Annotated in this window: 13 protein-coding genes; 3 read left to right on the top strand and 10 right to left on the bottom strand. The window is 75.2% G+C overall.

Annotation, left to right across the window (positions count from 1 at the left end; translation table 11 throughout):
• Positions 1 to 5: 5 nt before the first annotated feature.
• The 3 genes from ACHZ99_RS25575 to ACHZ99_RS25565 are packed head-to-tail and all read right to left on the bottom strand — an operon-like array spanning position 6 to position 3,197.
• A complete protein-coding gene (locus ACHZ99_RS25575; RefSeq protein WP_420307094.1) occupies positions 6 to 1,322 on the bottom strand; it encodes a CpaF family protein in 1,317 nt (438 codons plus the stop codon).
• The gene (locus ACHZ99_RS25570; protein ID WP_420307093.1) at positions 1,319 to 2,428 is read right to left on the bottom strand and encodes a hypothetical protein; all 1,110 of its coding nucleotides are present in this window, start codon (positions 2,426 to 2,428) and stop codon (positions 1,319 to 1,321) included. The genes ACHZ99_RS25575 and ACHZ99_RS25570 overlap by 4 nt, the downstream gene beginning before the upstream one ends.
• Before the next feature lie 52 nt (positions 2,429 to 2,480).
• Positions 2,481 to 3,197, bottom strand: coding sequence for a hypothetical protein (locus ACHZ99_RS25565; protein WP_420307092.1), 717 nt, complete (start codon positions 3,195 to 3,197; stop codon positions 2,481 to 2,483).
• Between the two features lie 561 nt (positions 3,198 to 3,758).
• Between ACHZ99_RS25565 and ACHZ99_RS25560 the strand changes: the two genes are divergently transcribed.
• The gene (locus ACHZ99_RS25560; protein ID WP_420307091.1) at positions 3,759 to 5,810 is read left to right on the top strand and encodes a hypothetical protein; all 2,052 of its coding nucleotides are present in this window, start codon (positions 3,759 to 3,761) and stop codon (positions 5,808 to 5,810) included.
• A complete protein-coding gene (locus ACHZ99_RS25555) occupies positions 5,797 to 7,146 on the top strand; it encodes a hypothetical protein (RefSeq protein WP_420307090.1) in 1,350 nt (449 codons plus the stop codon). The genes ACHZ99_RS25560 and ACHZ99_RS25555 overlap by 14 nt, the downstream gene beginning before the upstream one ends.
• Positions 7,147 to 7,207: 61 nt before the next feature.
• Here ACHZ99_RS25555 and ACHZ99_RS25550 read toward each other — a convergent pair whose 3' ends face one another.
• From ACHZ99_RS25550 to ACHZ99_RS25535, 4 genes are all read right to left on the bottom strand, one after another.
• On the bottom strand, positions 7,208 to 7,837 hold the full coding sequence (locus tag ACHZ99_RS25550; RefSeq protein ID WP_420307089.1) for a hypothetical protein: 630 nt from the start codon (positions 7,835 to 7,837) through the stop codon (positions 7,208 to 7,210).
• Positions 7,838 to 7,903: 66 nt separating this feature from the next.
• The gene (locus ACHZ99_RS25545) at positions 7,904 to 8,236 is read right to left on the bottom strand and encodes a hypothetical protein (protein ID WP_420307088.1); all 333 of its coding nucleotides are present in this window, start codon (positions 8,234 to 8,236) and stop codon (positions 7,904 to 7,906) included.
• A 103-nt stretch (positions 8,237 to 8,339) separates the two neighbouring features.
• Positions 8,340 to 8,642 carry a WXG100 family type VII secretion target gene (locus ACHZ99_RS25540; RefSeq protein WP_420307087.1) on the bottom strand — a complete coding sequence of 101 codons (303 nt, stop codon included), beginning with the start codon at positions 8,640 to 8,642 and terminating at the stop codon, positions 8,340 to 8,342.
• Positions 8,643 to 8,826: 184 nt separating this feature from the next.
• Positions 8,827 to 13,308 (bottom strand): FtsK/SpoIIIE domain-containing protein, encoded by a 4,482-nt coding sequence (locus tag ACHZ99_RS25535; RefSeq protein WP_420307086.1) that lies wholly within the window; start codon positions 13,306 to 13,308, stop codon positions 8,827 to 8,829.
• Between the two features lie 662 nt (positions 13,309 to 13,970).
• Between ACHZ99_RS25535 and ACHZ99_RS25530 the strand changes: the two genes are divergently transcribed.
• A complete protein-coding gene (locus ACHZ99_RS25530) occupies positions 13,971 to 14,615 on the top strand; it encodes a hypothetical protein (protein ID WP_420307085.1) in 645 nt (214 codons plus the stop codon).
• A gap of 50 nt (positions 14,616 to 14,665) precedes the next feature.
• On the opposite strand, the gene ACHZ99_RS25525 is transcribed toward ACHZ99_RS25530, so the two are convergent.
• The 3 genes from ACHZ99_RS25525 to ACHZ99_RS25515 all read right to left on the bottom strand — a co-directional run bounded on the left by ACHZ99_RS25525 (position 14,666) and on the right by ACHZ99_RS25515 (position 18,561).
• Positions 14,666 to 15,616: an alpha/beta fold hydrolase gene (locus ACHZ99_RS25525; protein WP_420307084.1), complete on the bottom strand. Its 951-nt coding sequence runs from the start codon at positions 15,614 to 15,616 to the stop codon at positions 14,666 to 14,668.
• Between the two features lie 447 nt (positions 15,617 to 16,063).
• The gene (locus ACHZ99_RS25520) at positions 16,064 to 16,750 is read right to left on the bottom strand and encodes an iron dependent repressor, metal binding and dimerization domain protein (protein WP_420307083.1); all 687 of its coding nucleotides are present in this window, start codon (positions 16,748 to 16,750) and stop codon (positions 16,064 to 16,066) included.
• Between the two features lie 191 nt (positions 16,751 to 16,941).
• Positions 16,942 to 18,561, bottom strand: coding sequence for a PAS domain-containing protein (locus ACHZ99_RS25515; protein ID WP_420307082.1), 1,620 nt, complete (start codon positions 18,559 to 18,561; stop codon positions 16,942 to 16,944).
• Positions 18,562 to 18,731 lie beyond the last annotated feature (170 nt).

Here is an 18,731-nt window from a genome sequence, read left to right as displayed (position 1 = left end):
CGCCGCTACCTCCATTCCCCGCTGGGCTGGTAACCGAACGGCATGAGTTCGTCGATGCAGTTGATCGGCGCGTGCGGGTGCAGCCGGCCGTCCGGGCCCTCCTTGAAGACCTCGGACGACATGACGCGGCCGTCCACGCCGTTGACCTCGCGTACGGACGTGACCATGCGCTGCAGGCCGCCGCCCTGGTGGTAGAGGTTCCGCCGCTCGATGAAGACGACGAAGTCGATGGCGCCGGCGACGAGCATCTGGCTGGCCTCCACCGGCAGCCGCTCGCTGGCCTGGAGCGCGTACGTCGAGATGCGGTTGAAGACCTCGGAGGAGCTGTTGGCGTGGATCGTGGACAGCGAGCCGTCGTTGCCCTGCGACATCGCGTTGAGCATGGTGACGATCTCGTCGCCGAGGACCTCGCCGACGATGACGCGGGACGGGTTCATACGCAGCGATCTGCGCACCAGCTCGGCCATCGTGATGGCGCCGTGGCCCTCGGAGTTGGGCAGCCGCTCCTCGAACGCGACCACGTTGGGGTGCAGTTCGGGGAACTGGTCCAGGCCCAGCTCCAGCGCGCGCTCGACGGTGACCAGGCGCTCGACGGCCGGGATCTCGTTGGCCAGCGCGCGCAGCAGCGTCGTCTTCCCGGCGTTGGTGGCGCCCGCGATCATGATGTTCTTACGCGCCCGGACCGCGCAGGTCAGGAAGGAGCCCAGCTCCGGGGAGATGGTGGAGTTGCCGATCAGGTCGGGCAGGAACACCTTGCCGAGGCGGGCGCGGCGGATGGACAGCGCCGGGCGGCGGGTGACGTCCATGACCGCGGAGAGCCGGGAGCCGTCCGGCAGCCGCAGGTCGAGCTGCGGGTTGGCGGTGTCGAAGGGGCGGGAGGAGAGGCCGGAGTAGGCGCCGAGTATCTGGATCAGCTCGACGAGCTCCTCGTCGCTCTCGGCGACCGGGTCGACCTTGGCCTCGCGGCCGTCGGCGTAGCCGACGAAGACCTGGTCGAAGCCGTTGATGTCGATGTTCTCGACCTCGGGGTCGTCCAGGAGGGGCTGGAGCCGGCCGACGCCGAAGAGGGCGGCGTGCACCGCCGCGGCGTACGCCTCCTCGGTCTCGGCATCGAGGGGCGTGCGGCCGTAGTTGATCTCGGCGCGGGCGTAGTCCTCCAGGATCTGCGCGATGACGGCGCGGGCGAAGTGCCGCTCGTCCTCGGCGGACATGGGGGTGACGCCGGCGAGCTGGTCCTCGTGGCGCTGCCGGGCTATGCGGTCGCCGGCTTCCTGGCGGAAGCGTTTGACGAGGCCGTGGTCCACTGCGGGTCCGCTGGTCATCGGGCGGCTCCATGGCGGGGGCCGGGGCCCGGGGGGTTGCCCGGGCCGGGGCCGGGGGTGGCGCCGGGGGCGCCGTAGGCGGGGTGCTGGCCCGGGGCGGCGGGCTGACCGGGCTGGGCCGGCTGACCGGGCTGACCGGGGGGCGGGGGCTGCTGGCCGTGCGGCTGGGGCTGGCCCGGCTGGCCGGGCTGGGGCGGCTGCCCGGGCTGGCCCGGCTGGCCCGGCTGCTGCGCGCCGCCGCCGTACGGCGCCGGCGGCACCCCGCCCCCGTACGGCGGCTGCGGGGTGCCCGGGGTCGCTGGCTCGGCGAACAGCGAGCCGAAGTTCTGGTGCATGTCGCTGGCGACCTTGCGGATGGAGCGTACGAGCATCGACTTCTCCGGGCGCCCGCGCCGCCGCCCCGCCATCTGCTCGGCCCCCGCGAGGTCGTCCGCGATCACGCCGAGCACCCGGGCGCCCGACTGCGACGCCGTGAGCATGTCGTTGACCTGCCCGGCGACCTTCGCGGCGCCGGACGGCTCGGTGACCAGCAGCACGCCGATCAGCGGCGTGCCCAGCGCCGCGGCGCCGCGCTGGGTGCCGTGCAGCCGCGCGGACAGCGACGACGCCCGGTCCCGTACCCGCGCGATCTGCTCCGGCAGCGCCCGGGCCACCAGCAGCACCAGCGCGGCGTGCGAGAACAGCTCCAGGGTCCCGGACTCCGCGCCGACGCGGCCGCAGTCCGCGATCACGTCCGCGCCGCCGTGCGGCGACTCGGCGAGCGCGGCGAACGCCCGGCCCAGCGTGGGCCAGAGCCGGGTGAGCCCGGCGGACTGGTCGGAGTTGCCGAGGCCGACGATGACGTCGAGCCCGCCGGACATCGGCTGGGCGTGGTCCCACAGCTGCTCGGCCGCGATGCCGCGGCGGGCCGTGGCGGCGAGCGACAGCATGCCCGTGTTCGGGTCGAGGGCGTTGCCGTTCTGCCCGACCGAGCGGTAGACGAGGTCGCCGCCCGCCGGGTCCGCCTCGGCGAGCAGCACGCGCCGGGGCCAGACGGCGGCCAGCGCGACGGAGGTCGTCGTCACGCCGGGCGCGCCCTTGTCGGCCGCGACTGCGATCAGCGCCATGGTGAGTTCCCTCGCTCCCGTGAAGACCCGTTGACCGTTCCCCGTGACGATGTCAGCCGTTGCTGGATACGAGAGTCAGGCCGACTTCCTTCTCGGACGCCGCCGTGACGATGGGGCCCGCCTGTGTCTTGTCGACGAGGAGATTGACGGTGACGGTTCCACTGGTGACCGTGCCGTCGTCGCCCCTGACGATGCTCTGCACCTTGACGCCCTCGGCGAGCACCTCGCCGGGCGCGACGGTGCCGGCGGTGCCGGTGTCGTCGTCGCTGGTGCTCGGGCTGTCGCCGACGAAGTAGGCGTCGACGCGGGCGCCGCTCTCCAGCCTGCCGGGCATCTGGCCGGACTCCATGGTCACGCCGACCACGGTCTGGCCCGCCTCCAAACCCTTGCCCTCCTGGATCATCTCGGAGACCAGGACGCTGCCGGGGACGAGGTCGGTGGTGGCGTAGAAGTCGTCGAGACCGCCCCGCTGGTTCCAGCGGATGTACGGGATGTCGCTGTCCTCCGGCATCATCACCTGCTCGATGTGCTCCTCGGTGATGCCCTCGCCGGCGGGGACGCGCTCGGAGATCTGCACGGCGGCGACCTGGTTGCCGGCGCGCAGCACGAGCACGGCCGTGCCCAGCGCGCCCGCGAGGATGAGCAGCACGGCCAGCGCCGCCAACGCGGGTTTGCGTTCGCGAGGGGCAAACGGCAGCCGGTCGCCGGACTGCGGAGCGGGGGCGGCCGACCTGCCGCCCGCGGCTGCCGTGCGTTCCCTGGTCTTCACGGAATCACCCCGTAACTCGCCGTTTCCTGGCCGAAATTCCCCTACCTGGTCGGCCGAGAACGCCGCAACAGGTTGTCAAGCCATCGAACCGTAGCAGTAGCCTAAACCCCCCTCAACCCGCGCCGGGCAACGAGAGCGTCACAGCACATCGACAGTTCCGACAGCTGAGACGGCCACGTTGCGAAGGGGCGAATCACCAGCTTGCCGGGGGCGCGAGCGGTCCGCCGCGGCGGGCGGCCGGCGGGCGCGCGCCCGCCGGGAGCGGGGCCCGGACGGGGCCGGCGGGGCGCTCCGTGACAGCGGCGCGGACGGCGTATTGGCGAATCCGGATATGTGCAGTCGCCAACTCGTCAATAAGATGGAATTCCGCGGGCGCCCGGGGCGGGATTAGCGATGTCGGTGGTCGTCACTACGATCCGGTGGGAAAGGGGGATACCCATGCGGCGGCCGGTGCGGCGGCGGGTGTCCGGCGGGCCTGCGCGGCGCGGGGGGATGGTGAAGTCGGTGGGTGGTGTGGCGGTGCCGGCGCCGGGGCGGGTCCGGGCGGCGGTGGCTCTCGGGTTGCTGGTTCTCCTGGCGCTCCTGCCCGGGACCGGCGCGGCCGCGGCGGGCCGGGCGGCGGGGGACTCCGGCGGGCAGGCGGCGTATCTGGCGGCGCAGTTGCGCGAGGACCCGGTGTACGTCACGGACCAGGCTCCGCGCGAGATCCCGCGCTCCGCCGCCCCGGAGTTCGCGGCGGTCGCGAAGCGGACGGGCGTCCCGACGTACGTCGTGCTGCTGCCCGAGCGCGGGGCGTTCGACGAGCGGCTGCTCGGGGCCGTGCACGACCGGCTGCGCCGGGACGGGCTGTACGTGCTGCTGGACAGCAGCGGCATCGGCGTCACCGCCGTGCCGTTCGGCGTCGACGTGCCCGCGTCGGCGGCGGCGACGGTCGCGCTGTACGAACTGCCCTACGACGCCGGGCCGGTGCTGACGTTCCAGCGCTTCGTCGAGGCGCTGACCGACGACGACCCGGCGGGGCGCGCGGAGGCGGCGCGGCAGAAGTACGGCGGCGACGCGGACAGCGGCCCGCGCGAGGAGCCGGACAAGCTGCACATCACGCGCACCGACCGCGAGAACCAGTCCTTTCTGACCGGCATCGCGCTGGCCGGGGTGCCGCTGCTGACGCTGACGCTCACGGTGTACGTGCTGCGGATACGGACCCGGGCGCGGCAGGACCGGGCGGCGCGGGCCGGTGGGAAGCCGGCCGCGGCGCCGTTCGCCGGGGTGGGCGGCCGGGGGCTGCTCGCGGCGTGCGCGGCGGCGGCCGTGCTGGCCGGGGGCATCGCGCTGGGCGCGGCGGCGCGGTACGACGACACGACGTCCGACCCCGGCCCGCTGCCGACCCGGGCGGACATGACGGCCCGCCTGGACCGCGTGGCCGCGGGCCTCGCGGAGCACCCGGTGTACCTGGACCCGGAGTCGCCGGCGCAGATCGACGCCGCGGAGCTGAAGGAGCTCCGCGGGCGGATCGGCGCGCTGGACGTGCCGGTGTACGTCGTCTCGGTGCCGATGGCGCCGGAGGACGAGTCCGGCGGGCAGGCGGACACGTTCCTCAAGACCCTCGCCGAGACCTCCGGCAAGGACGGCGTCTACGTCCTGGCCGACCCGCGCAGCGGCTACGTCGACGCCGCGGACCTCGGCGTCGGGCTCGACATCGAGCTGTACCTGCTGCCGGAGGAGATCGGCTACCCGCCGCGCGAGAACGACGACCTGCGGCTCGGCGAGCGCGTGGGCGCGCTGCTGGACGAGCTGGCCGGCGCGCGGCGCGGCGGCGGCGACGGCGCGGGCACGGTGCCGTCGCCGCTGGACCCGCCGGACCCGGTGTCGGAGGACGCGCTGCCGTCGGTGTTCGCGGCGGACTTCGTCCCGGGGCTGGTCGTGGGGGCGCTGGGGTCGGCGGTGGCGTTCGGCGTGGTCGCGGGGTCGGTGGGGATCCTCCGCCGGGCGCGGGCCGCCGTCGCCGCGGCCGGGGCCGTCGCCGGCGCCGCCGGGCCGGAGGGCGGCGCGGCACCGGGGTACGAGGCGCCGCCGGACCCCTCGGAGGCGTACCTGCGGCGCACGGCGCACGCGGAGCTGGCGGCGCTGGCCCGGGAGTTCGACGCGGCCGACCCGGACGGCGCGGTGCGCACGCGCGTGTGGGACTGCCTGGACGCGGCGCAGCTGCTGGTCGACGCGCAGGAGGACGGCCGCATCGACGCGGACGCGCCGCCGGAGGCGCTGGCGGCGGCGATCGCCCTGGCCCGCGCGGGCCGCGCGACGCTGGCCCGCCCGGACGCCGCCCCGCCCCGCGGCCTGTGCACGCTCAACCCCCTCCACGGCCCCGCCCACGCCCGGTCGCGCACCCGCCTCGCCCCGGGCGCACCGGCGCGGACGGTCCCCCTCTGCGCGGCCTGCCGCGCGGCGGCGTCGGCGGGCCCGGACACGGCGCGGGCGCGGCGCCTCACGCTCCCGTCGCCGCGCGGGAAGGCCCGTATCCCGTACGACGAGGCCCCCGGCGCGCTGGCCGCGGCCGGCGAGGGGATACCCCGACTGATCCGCGAGGCACAGGAGTCCGCAGGTGTCCACGACTGAACGCGGCCCCCGGCCCGCGCACGGCGCGCCCCGCGCGCGGAGCGCGGGCGCGGCGGCCGGCGTGCTGGCCGCGCTCCTCTGCCTCCTGCTGCCCGCCCCCGCCGCCCGGGCGGCGCCCAGCCCCGGGGAGGAGATCGCGAACCACCTGCGCGACTCCCCCGTCTACGTGCACGACGCCTACGCCGGGGCCGTCGACGAGGCGCGGCAGCGCGACCTCGCCGCGCGGATCGAGGCGACCGGGCTGCCGATCAGGGTGGTGCTCGTCCCGCTCGCGAAGGGCGACGACTTCGCCGGGGACCCCGGGACCCTCGCGGAGGTGGTGCGGGGGCGGCTCGGCGGCGGCGAGCTGATCCTCGTCACGACCGGCGAACAGGCCGAATGGCTGGAGGGCTACGAGTGGCCCGGCGACGAGCACCAGGCGCAGGACGCGGTGCGGGCCATCGGGCACCTGGACGAGATGCGCGACGCCGGGCTCGCCGCCCGGGTGGAGAAGGCCGTCGAGCTGATCGACGCGGGCAACGGCACCGAGGTCTACGACGAGGCCGTCGCCGACCTCGGCGCCGGCCCGTCCCCGGCCGCGCCGGGCGCGGAGGAGGCGAAGGGGGCGGCGGACGGGGGCGGTCCGGCGCTGCCCCTGGTGCTGGGCGGCATCGCCCTGGCCGTCGTCCTGGCCGCCGGGGCGCTGTTCTACGTCCGCCGGCGCACCGGTTCCCGCGCGGCCGCCGCGCCGTTCGCCACCCCGCAGGCGGTGTTCGCCGCGGCCCGCGCGGCGGACGAGACGGAGCTGCGGCGCCGCGCGGAGGACGAGGTCGTGGCGCTGGGCGAGGCGGTACGGGAGGTGGAGGCCGACGCCGCCGCCCCCGACGGCCGGGCGGCGCACCTGCACGCGGCGCTGGACGCGTACGCCTCGGCCGGCACCGTCCTCGACGGCGCCCGGGGCCGCGCCGACCTGGCCGGCGTGCTGGCCCTGGTCGCGGAGGGCCGCGACGCGATCGACGCCGCCCGCCGCACCCGCCCCCGCCCCCGCCGCACCGGCACGCCGCTTCCCCTGTGCTTCTTCAACCCCCTCCACGGCCGCGCCACCCACCGCACCCGCTGGCGCCCCCTGGGCCGCCGCCGCCAGCTCCACGTCGCCGCCTGCGCCGGCTGCACCACCGCCCTGCGCGAGCGCCGCGCCCCGGAGGTGCTGACGGACACGGTGGACGGCCGCGACGTCCCGTACTTCGAGGCGCCCGCGGAGGACAGCGTGTGGGCCGCCACGGGCTACGGCTCCCTCACCCGGGAACCCCTGGCCCCCCGGATAGCCCGGGGCGACTTCACCCGCGCCCGCGGCTGACGCGACGCGGCGGCTGGCTCACCGGCCTCGGGCTGACGGCGGCGGCGTCACGGCGGCGGGCTTATGGCGGCGGGCTTGCGGCGGCGTCGGGCGGCCACGTGACGCCCGCCCGCTCCAGCATCCCGCGGTACCTGCCGTGCCGCCTGCGCATGATCGCCGCCGCCAGCCACAGGTACCCCCACCACAGCGCCGCGCCCCCGCCCGCCACCGCCAGCGGCACCGGCCGCAGGGCCCCGCCCACCGCGAGGGCGAGCAGCGCCCCCAGCGGCACCGCCACCGCCAGCAGCCGGAGCCGCCCGCGGCTCGACGGGCCGTACAGGTCCAGCATGATGCGCGCGTGCAGCAGCTCCACCTCCGCGCGCGCCTCGGGCAGCGGCACCGGCCCGCGGCCGGGGGCCAGACCCGGGAGCGGGCCGCCGAGGGGGGCGTCCGGGTAGCGGGAGCGGGTGCGGGCCGCGCGCTCCGCCGCGTCCGGGAGGCGGTGGAAGGCGAAGACGGGGTGGCCGCGGCTCGGGGCGTGGTCCGCGGAGAGGCCGCCGTAGCGGTAGCCGTACTGCTCGGCCAGGTAGGCGAAGGCGGCGAAGGTGCGCCGGGAGTTCCACGGGTTGATCGTCGTGTACGTTCCGGCGCCCCGCTCGCCCGCCTTCAGCAACGCCCGGAGCTGGGACCGGAGCCGGGGCCGCACTGCCATGGCCGTCCTTCGTCTGGAACCGTACGCACCGGCGCGGGCCCGGCCGCGGAGAGCGGACGCGGGCGGCTACGCGCCGCCGCCCACCTGGCTCTCCTCCTTCTTCGTGCCCTTTTTGAGTTCCTTCTCCAGGTCCACGTCCACCTTGTGCGCCTCGCGCACCACGGTGTCGGACATCTCCGCCAGGCTCGTCAACTGCTCGTCGATGTCGCCGCGGCCGTCCTCCCAGCCCGACTCGAAGTCCTCCAGCTTGTCGACCACGCCGCTGTCCCCGATGTCGTCGCGGTACGACTCGAAGGTCTTCTTCGTGCGGTTCATCCGGTTCTTGATGCTGCGCAGCCGCCCGCCGAAGCCGTCGAGTTCGCTGAGCGGAATCGCCAGCCTGTCGCCGTCGTCTCCCATGGGCCTCTCCCCCAGTCACTACGGAAGCGGGGCGCCGCCGCACCGGAACAACGATGCCACGGCGCCCCGTCCGAGCGAAACGAGCCGAACCGAACCGCGGAGGTCAGCCCTTGAGGCCCTTCTCCAGCTCGGAGTCCAGGTTCTCGAAGGCGTCGGCGGCGGACTTCAGGAAGTCGCCCATTCCCTCAAGGCCCTCGATGGTCTTCTTCGCACCGGTGGTGAACTCGTCGAAGGACTGGTCGAACTGCTTCGAGGACCGACCGGTCACGTAGCCGTCGCTCACCAGGCCCTGGATGAACTTGCGCAGGTCATCCAGCTTGCGGTCGATGTCCTGCCGCTCGTCCTTGAGTCGCTTGGCGGCATCCCGCATGTCCTGATATGTAACATCGACATCGGCCTTGCCCATGGCAGCTACCCTCCCGTTTTTCTCATCGTCGCGAGGGCCGTCCCCGAGACGTCAGTCATGCATCGTTCGTATCCTGCAACCGTAGACGCAGTCTCCCGCCCCCACGGTTGCAGGGTCGTACCGACCGGCGTACTGCCGGTTGCGGCAATGCCGGTCGCGACGACCGCGCTCCCGGCACCCCCGCTCACGCCAGCGGCGTCGTCACCGCGAACGGCTCGCCGTCGCCCAGGTGCAGCAGGCCCTTGCCCGGCTGCACCTGGTCGCCGACCGAACCGCGGTTCAGCCGGATGCCGATGAGGTCGCCCGCCGACGGGTCCTGCGGCGACAGGGCGACCCCGCGGCGCGCCTTCTTCGCCTCCACCTGCCAGCCGGAGAAGCCGGAGGCGACCTCCTCCTCGTCGCCCGCGAGCACCAGCGCCCAGCCGCGCTCCGCGCCGCGCCGGGCGATGGCCTTGAACTCGTCGCCCGCGTCGCAGTTCGTCAGCATCTCCGCGTCGTCCACGAGCACCGCGATCGGCTCGTCCGGCGACGCCTGCTTGAGCAGGTCGTGCACCTCGTCCTCGTCGATGTCGTCCTCGGTGAAGACCTGGAGCACGCCCTCGCGGTCCGCCAGATCGCGCATCGGGGAGGGCCGCGGCGCGGCGATGACGAGCCGCACGCCCTGCTGGAGGTACGTCAGCGCCATCGACTTCAGCACCGTGCTGCGGCCGGACTTGGCCGGGCCGCCGATGATGAACGCCGGGATGCCGTCGGCCAGGTTCGGGCCGAAGCCCATCAGCTCGTCGCCGCCGACGCCGACGAGCGCCCACAGCTTGGAGCCCTGCTGCGCCTGGACGTCGCGCATCTCCCACGCCTCCTCGAAGCCGAGGCGGCTGGGCAGCACGTCGACGCGGAACGGGCGCAGCGAGCGCGGCACCGCCGCGTCCCGCTCCGTCGCCGCCTCGCCGATGGCGGCGACGGCGGCGGCCTGCGCGGCGCCGGAGAGGTCGTCGGACAGGACCGCGATCTGGGTCTCCAGGCCGCTCTCGGCGCGGAACATCCGGCCGGGCTCGATGTCCTCGGGGATGTTGCGGGCGTTGAGGCTGATCATGGAGAAGTCGGAGCGGTCCGGCAGCCGGAAGGCGAACTTGTCCTCCGTCAGCGTGCTGATCCGGCCGGTGAGCACGCTGCGGTCACCGGTGATGATCATGTGGATGCCGACGCTCGCGCCCTCCCGCAGCAGCCCGTAGATCTCGTCGGTCAGGTCGCCGTGGTTGATCTCGCCGAGGGTGGGCAGCCAGCCCTCCCAGCGGTCGAGGAGCACCACGACGTACGGAAGCTTCTGCTCCGGGTCGGCCGCCGCGGCCCGCTGCTCGGCGATGTCGGCGAAGCCGTCCGCGGCCAGCAGCTCCTGGCGGCGGCCCAGCTCCTGCTTGAGCCGGCCGACGAGGCGCACCGCGCGCTCGGTCTGGTTGCGGCTGACGACGGCGCCGCAGTGCGGCAGCCGGGTCAGCGCGTTGAGCGCGCCGTTGCCGCAGTCGATGCCGTACAGGTGCAGGTCGGCGATCGAGTGCGTACGGGCGAGGGAGCCGGCGATCGTCCGGAGCATCTGCGAACGGCCGCTGCGCGGGGCGCCGCCGACGATGAGGTGCCCGAAGTCCGCGAAGTCGATGGCGACGGTGCGCCGCGCCTGCTGCGCGGGCAGGTCCTCGATGCCGTACGGCGCCGGGGGCAGCGGCCCGGTCGCCTGCGGCGCGTCCAGCTCGTCGAGCTGGACGCTGTCGGGCAGGGCGGGCAGCCACGGGCTGTGCTGCTCGGGGATGCCCAGGCGGTCGTTGGCCTCGTTGACCGCGTCGACGAGCACCTTCAGGTCGGTGATCTCGTCCTCCTCCTGCTGCGCGCCCGCGGGCCGCTTGAGCGCGCCGCGGCCCAGCTCGGCCCAGCCGAGGCGGCCGGCCCAGGGCTGGGCGGTCGCCGGGTCGGCGGCGCCGGGGCGCCGGCCGCCGACGCGGCCGGACTGGAAGGGGACGAGGGAGGCGTGGCCCAGGCGGACGTACGCGCGGCCGGGCATGGACTTGGCGATGTAGCCGGCGTCCGGGGCGTCGATGACGTCCGCGGACTCGCCGCCGTCGGTGACGCGCAGCGCGATCCGCAGGTTGGTGTTCGCGCGGATCTCCGGGGAGACGACGCCGCTGGGGCGCTGGGTGGCGAGCATCAGGTGGATGCCGAGGGAGCGGCCCCGGGCGGCGATGTCGACCAGACCGGTGACGAAGTCGGGCAGCTCGCGGACCATGGCGGCGAACTCGTCGATGACGAGCAGCAGCCGGGGCAGCGGCGCGTACCGCCCGGGCTCGCGGCGCAGCAGGTCCTGGAAGTCCTCGATGTCCTTGGCCTCGGCGCCGGCGAGGATGTGCTCGCGGCGGTGCAGCTCGGCGCGGAGCGACTCCAGGGCGCGGGTGACGAGGTGGTTGTCGAGGTCGGTGACCATGCCGACGGTGTGCGGCAGCTTGACGCAGTCCTTGAAGGCGGACCCGCCCTTGTAGTCGATGAGGACGAAGGTCATGTTCTCCGGGGTGTTCGACACCGCGAGCGCCGCGACGATCGTCTGGAGCAGCTCGGACTTGCCGGAGCCGGTGGTGCCGGCGATGAGGCCGTGCGGGCCGTCCTTGCGGATGTCGATGGCGAACGGGCCGTCGTACGACTCTCCGATGACCGCGGTCGTCGACTGCCCGCCGAGCTGCCAGCGGGCGGCGATGGCGTCCCCGGTCGGCGGCTCCAGCTCGACGACGTCGAGCAGCCGGCTGGACGACGGGATGGCGGCGTCCTCCGCCTCGCCGCTGATGTCCCGCACCGGCGACAGCCCGCGCGCCACCAGCGCGCACCACGCGGGCGAGACGAAGTCCGGGCGCACCCCGCGGCGCCGCTCGGAGCCGGCCTGCTCGACGCGCAGCCGGATCGGGCCGGTGCCGTCGGCCGCGGCGGCGCGCTGGGCGGCGTCCTGCGACGGGCCGGTGCCCCAGGCGCCGACGCGGAACGGCGGGAAGCCGCCGGTGCCGCCGGGCCCGCCGACGCCGGGCACCTGCTGCATGGGGATGCCGCCCTGGGCGGCGGCCCGCGGGTCCTGCTCCTCCGGCTTGGGCTCGGCGACGACGATCGCCTGGCACTCGCCGGGCAGGAAGCGGTCCTCGGAGTCGAGGCAGATCGCGAACATCGACACCGCGGGGCCCTCGCGTAGCAGCCGCACCACGCCGGGCAGCGAGCGCAGCCGGCGCGAGCCGTCGAAGACGACGACGATGTCGGGGTCCTTGAAGGACGTCGGCCCGCTGGCGCGCTGGTCCTTGGCGGCCTTCTGGCGGGCTTCGAGCAGCTGGGTCAGCTCGGCGATGCGGGCGGCGACGGTCTCGGTGTCGGTGCCGACGAGCGCGTTGGTGTCGTACTCCCCGGGCGGGCGTGCGTGCGGCAGCCAGCGCATCCAGTCCCAGCCGCCCTGCCCGCCGGGCTCGGTCAGCACGTAGAACTGGACGTCCAGCGGGCTGTGCAGGACGGCGGCCTGCGCGACGGCCCAGCGGCCGAGGGCGCGCGGGGTGTCGCCGGCGCCGGCGATGCCGAGGACGCCGACCTGCCGCAGCGGCACGGTGACGGGCGCGTCCTGGATCTTCCACAGCACCTGGCGGCGGTGCTCGTCCTGCTCGGGGTCCTCCAGCAGGACCTCGGAGTCGAGTTCGGCGGTGCCGAAGCGGAGCAGCAGGTGGTCGGCGTCGGTACGGCGGCGCTCCCACAGCCGGGTGCGCGGGCCGGTGGAGGTGGACAGCAGGAGCGCGGGGTCCGGGCCGCCCAGCCGGCGCTCGTTGCGCTCGGCGACGAGGGCGTCGCGGGCGTCCTTCTCGATCCGGGCCTTGTGTTCCTTGTATTCGGCGACGGCCTGCACGTGGGACTTGCGGCCGTGCTTCTTGTCCATGAAGTAGTTGCCGATCATGATGATCGGGCTCATGAACGCCATCAGCAGGTAGTACCAGCGGCCCATGACCAGGCACATGGTCACGCCCATGACGGCCGGCATCAGCGCCATCAGCCACGGCAGCGGGCGGGCCTGGCCCTCCTTGGGCGGCGCCGGGAGCTTGAAGCGGGTCTCGCGGTCGGGCGGCAGGAGGCGCGGCGGGCGGTTGTAGTCGAGCCCGGCGCCGTCCTCGGAGACGGCGACGGCGGCGTCCGGCGGGCCGTAGCGCACGAGCTCGAACAGCGAGTTGCCCACGGCGACCTGGGCGCCGTACGGCCAGGCGTCCTTGCTCCGCGGCGGCTCCTGCGGCGGCGGGGGCGCCGCGGGGGCGCCCCCGCGGCGGACGCGCCGGGCCTCCCGGCGGGCCTCGCGGCGGCGGCGCCGGCGGGAGCGGCGGCTCTCGTCCTCGTCGGAGCTCTCCTGGGGCTTGGCCAGCTCGGCGAACGTCGTGCCGTCGAGGGTGGCCTTCTCCTGGTCCCCGTGGACGTGGACCTTGCAGGTGCCGTCGGCGGAGACGGTGAGGCTGAAGGCGCGCTCGGGCAGTTCGGGGTCGGTGACCCGGATGTGGGTCGCGTCGCCGCTGCCGACGTCGACGCGGCCGAGGCCCAGGCGGTGCACCGCGCCGGCCATCGGGCCGCCGACGACGCGCAGCTCGACCAGGCCGGTGACCTCGCGGGGCGGGCAGCCCACCGGGTCGTACAGGCTGACGACCGTGCCCTCGCGCAGCGGCGACTGGGCGACGGGCAGGCCGGGGTCGACGGCGAAGCCGTCGACGAAGAGGGCGGCGGCGCGGGCGCCGCGCCGCCGGGCTGCGGCGGCGCGCCGGGCGGGGCGGGGCGCCGAACGGGGCGGCCGCCGGAGGCGCGCCCGGCTGGCCCGGCGGCGGGCCGCCGGCGGCCCAGCCGGCGGGCGCCGGGGCCGCGGCGGCCTGGGCGTGGGCGTGCTGGGCCTGCTGCGCGTGCTGCGCCGGCACCGGGACGGCCTGCGGCGCCGCCTGCGGGCCCCCCGGCGGCGGCATCGAGTCGAGCTGGCCGGCCAGGACCCGGGCGACATCGCCCACGGACGACTCCGCCTCGGCGTCGAGGACGACGTCGGCACGGTCGCCCCCGAGCGGATCGACGACGGTCAGGGTGAGGCGCACGCTGATCCTCCTCGAACGTCCCCGGCTGTTCCCCGGCTTTCCCCCCGAAGAAATGCGTTCAGCTCGGACACTAGGGTCTACGAAACGATATCCGCACGGGCCTTCGCGGGAACAGCGCGTATCGGGGATTGTGGATAACTGCGCCGCCGCGGCCCGCCCGCGGCGCGCCGGAGACGGCCGGGCGTGCGACACGTGCGACGGAGGGGGCAGCATGAGCCGCTGGATGGAGGCGCTCACGATCGAGCGCGGGGGCTTCCGGATCCGGGTGCCGGAGTCCTGGTGGGAGTTCGACGTACGACCCGAGTCCCGCGACGGCGCCATCCGGGAGATGGTCAACGACCGGGTCCGCCGCAACCCCGAACTCGCCGAGCAGCGCGGCGTGCTGGAGGCGTTCCTGCGCAAGGCCGCGAAGGACGCCTGGGCGTCCGGCGCCCTGTACTGCGGCTGCATGGCGGAGAGCTTCGGCGGCGAGGTGCCGGTGACCGGCTCGATCACCGTCTCCCTCATCGGCGCCCGCACCGAGAGCGGCGAACTGCTGCCCACCGACCCGGCGCTGATCGTGGAGCAGATCAAGCAGATCCGGCCGAAGAAGGAGGGCGACGCCTGGCGGAAGGTCTCGACGGTCGAGATCGAGGGCATCGGCAACGCGGCCCGCACGCAGGGCGTCGAGGACATCAAGATCCCCGGCGACGACCGCACGGTCCGGGCCGTGCTGATGCAGACCTTCATCCCGGTCCCGGGCCAGCAGGGCAAGGTGGCGCTGGTCGCGGGCAGCAGTCAGGTGCTGGACCTGGCGGACTCGTTCTTCGACGTGTTCGACGCGATCACGTCGACGTTCCGGTTCGTCGGCGAGTAACGCGGGCCGCTTCCGGCCCCGTACGCCGCCCGGGGCGCCCCGCGCCGCCGTCACTTCGGCGTGAGCACGTCCTTGAGGAACGGCTCGATGGCGCGGTGGAACGCCTCGGTGTCCTCCAGGTGCAGCAGGTGCCCGGCGTCCAGCTCGGCGTAGCCGCCGTGCGGCAGGACGCGGACCATCTCCTGCGCCTCGGCCCGGCCCAGCTCGCCGTCGATGCCGCGGATCACCAGCGCCGGGCAGCGCACGAGGGCCAGCTCCTCCCAGTGCGCGTCGTGCACCCACGTCTCGCGGGCCCGCAGCATCTGGCGGCGCGAGAACACCGGCCGCCAGCCGTCGGCGCGCTCGGCCATCACCTCGGCGTAGAACTCGCCGCGGGCGGGGCGCGGGCGCTCCAGCACGGGGTCGTCCTCGCCGAACCACCTGCGGACGTCGGCGAGCGTGGCGAACGGGACCGGCCAGGAGCGGAACCACTCCTCCCACTCGCGCTGCGAGGCCGCGCCCAGCGCGGAGGCCCGCATGTCGCAGATGACCAGCCCGCGCACCAGGTCGGGGCGGCGGGCGGCGAGCTGCCAGGCGGTGAGCGCGCCCATCGAGTGCCCCACGAGGACGACGGGGGCGAGGTCCAGCTGCTCGATGGCGGCCTCGGCGTCCGCGACGTAGGCGTCGCGGTCGAACGGGCCGTCCGCCGGCTTGTCGCTGCGCCCGTGCCCGCGCTGGTCGAGCGCGATGGCGCGGGAGCGGGCGGAGAGCCAGCGGGCGGTGGTCGCCCAGTGCGACGCGCGGCCCATCAGGCCGTGCAATAACAGCACGCCGGGACGATTCTGCAGGCCACCGCCCGGCGGCTCACCGGCCGGGGCGGGCCCGCCGGCCCGGGCCGGCCCGGCGGCGGACGGCCGCGGGCGCGGCCCGAGGCCGTCGGCACCGCGCTTCGGCGGGTCCCCGAACTCCCAGGCGGCCAGGCGCAGCCCGCCCGCCCCCGTCACGTTGATACGACGCACCATCTGTACCGACACCCCCAATCCGTTCGGCGAAGCTCACACTATCGAATATCCGTTCGAACACCGAGGCGCTGACCCCGACACCCCTCGTTCGAGTGACCGGGCCGCGGGGTTGGCCGCGGCCTTCGCGGGGAGACAGAGACCGGGAGGCGGGCCCGCAGCGGGGACGGCGGGTCCGATGGGGGAGACGACCCTGGGAGCTCGGGGCTCCGGGTCGGTACGGGGAGGCGGGGCCCCGGCGAGCCAGGCGCCGGGGCCCTCGCCACGGCCCCCGCCGGGCGCGCGGGGGCCCGGGTATGTCACCGGCATGACCCACCCCTCCCTGATGCCGTCAGCGACAGCGTGGCACGCGGTGCGACCGCGCGCTGCCCTTCGGACAGGAATCCCGCCGTCCGCTCGACGCCGCGGCGGCAACGGCGCAAACCCGCCACCGCCGGGGCCCGAACGGCCCTACCGCTTGGCCACGAAGACGTGCGAGGCGACCTCGGAGTCCAGCTCGGCGGCCTCGCCGCCGCTGCCGACGAGCACGCCGCCGGCCGAGTCCGTCACGCTCACCACCGCGCCCGGCTGCACACCGGCCCGCCGCAGCGAGGACATCAGCTGTGAGTCCTTCTGGATCGGCTCCCCGATCCGGCGGATGATCACCGTCCCGGCGTCCGGCCCCAGCGCGCCCAGGCTCACCATGCCCTCGTCCAGGAACGGGTCCACCCCGGCCTCCTCGCCCAGCTCCTCCAGGCCCGGGATGGGGTTCCCGTACGGCGACTCCGTCGGGTGCCGCAGCAGCTCCAGCACGCGGCGCTCGACGGCCTCGCTCATCACGTGCTCCCAGCGGCACGCCTCCGCGTGCACGTGCTCCCACTCCAGGCCGATCACGTCGACCAGCAGGCACTCCGCCAGGCGGTGCTTGCGCATCACCCGCGTCGCGAGCATGCGGCCCTCTTCGGTCAGCTCCAGATGCCTGTCCCCGGCGACGCGCACCAGACCGTCCCGCTCCATGCGGGCGACGGTCTGGCTCACCGTGGGGCCGCTCTGGTCGAGCCGCTCCGCGATTCTCGCGCGCATGGGGACGACGCCCTCCTCTTCGAGTTCGAGGATGGTGCGGAGATACATCTCCGTGGTGTCGATCAGTCCGGACATGCGTGCCCCTAGATTTCTCGTGCGGTGGCCCTGCACTAATTCTGACTCATCCCGGTGACAACCGGACCCGGCGCGTTCCTTTCGCCTGACTTTCGCCGCCCATCCGCGGGGATCTGCGGGAAAAAGACGATCCGCGCCGGCTCCCGGGAGCCCGGCCACCGGGCCCCGCACCGGACAGGTTCGTATCGGCCCTAACCGAGCAGCTCGGCCAGGTCCAGCGAGGCCGCCACCCGTACGGCCACGTCCTCCGCGTACGCCGCGTCCTGCCGGGTGAAGCCGCGCCGCCCGCCGCCGCGCAGGAACGTCACCACCCCCAGCGTCCGGCCCCGGCTGCGCAGCACCGCACACAGCGCGTGCATCGTGCCCGGCGGCCACTTCCGGGCCACCGACCAGCCCTCCGCGACCTCCGGGTCCACCCCGCCGCAGCCCGCGCGCACCGTGCCGCCGCGCTCCACCGCCTGAAGCGCGGGGTGCCCGGCCGGGTAGCGGACGGGGAAGCCGTGCGGCCCGGCCGGCAGGCACGGGCCGGGGCCCTCGGCCGGCGTCGCCGCGGCCCGGGTCAGCTGCGCACGACCGGGCGGCGAACCCGGGTCGTGCGGGCCGCCGGGACCGGGCGGCGCGGTGCCGGGCTCCGCGGGGGCGGCGGCCAGGTCGACCAGCGCGTGGTCGGCGAAGCCGGCGAGCGCGAAGTCCAGGTAGACGGTCGCGGCCTCCATCGGGTCCTCGCACTCGGCCGCCGCGCGCGAGGCGCGGTGCAGCTGGTGATCGCGGAAGCGCAGCACCGAGGCGGCGTCCTCGGCGAGCTTGGCCTCGGTGACGTCCTGGAAGAGCCAGCCGACGCCGAGCGGCACCGGGTGCTCGGCGAGCGGCGAGGCGAGCCGGACGAAGGCGCCGCGCAGACACCTGCGCCGGGCCGCCGGATCGCCGCCGGTCTCGCCGCGCACCGTGACCCACACGTCGGCGGGGACGGCGGTGCTGCCCTGCGCCAGCACGTGCCGCAGCGCGCTCTCGACCTCCTCCACGCCCTGCTCCAGCAGCTCCCCGAAGGGGCGCCCGAGCACCCCCGAGCGCCGGGCGCGCAGGACGCGCGCCGCCTGGCCGTTGGCCAGCGCGGGGCGCAGGTCGGCGTCGACGAGGAGGACGCCCCAGGCGGCGTCCTCGCAGAGGGCCTCGCTGAAGGCGATGGAGCGCTCCAGGTCCAGCTGCGCGTGCACCTCGCTGAACGCGCAGTAGACGCCGACGGCGGCGCCGGCGGCGGCCGGGCCGCCGTCCGGGTCGACGTCCGGGTCGGCGTCCGGATCGCCGGTGGCGGGGTCCGCGGCGGCGGAGTCCGCGGCGCCCGCGGTGGCGCTGCCCGTACGTACCGCGGAGGTCTGGGTGCGTACGAGCACCCGGCCGCCGTCCTTGCGCAGCAGCGCGAACTCCTGCACCTGCCGCCCCGGCGCGTCCATCGCCCCCAGCAGCCGCGCCTCCACGTCGGCGGCGTCCTCCGCGCGGGCCGCCCAGCCCGCCAGCCCGCGGCGGCCGACCGCCTCCGCGGCGGTCCAGCCGAGCAGCTGCTCGGCCTCGCGGTTCCAGTGGGTGACGACGCCGTCGGCGTCGAAGGCGCACAGGGCGGCGTCCATGCCGTCGAGCAGCGCCGCCAGCAGGTCGGGGGCCGCGGCGCGGACGGGCGGCGGCGCGTCCCCGGCCGTCGCGTCCGCCGCCGCGGGTGGGGACCCGGCGGCGGTTTCTCCCGTGTCCGGAGCGTCCGCGGCCTGCTCGCCGGAGGCGTTCCTGCGGTCCCGGTTGGTACGCCGGGTCGCGCTCATCAGGCACCCCCTGCTCGCCGCGGCGTCGTGTGCGTGGTGTGGTGCACCCGGATCATTCAACTCGAACGTGACGCAGCACACACCCGTTCCGCCGAAATCGTTGCGAGGCAGAAATCAGTTGAGGGGCGCCAGGGGCGTGCCTAGTGTGTGAGGTACACGAGAAGGGAGGT

Source organism: Streptomyces sp. MAR4 CNX-425 (assembly GCF_048656465.1).
In the GTDB taxonomy this organism is placed as follows: Bacteria; Actinomycetota; Actinomycetes; order Streptomycetales; family Streptomycetaceae; genus Streptomyces.
This window is presented reverse-complemented; position numbering and strand designations above follow the sequence as displayed.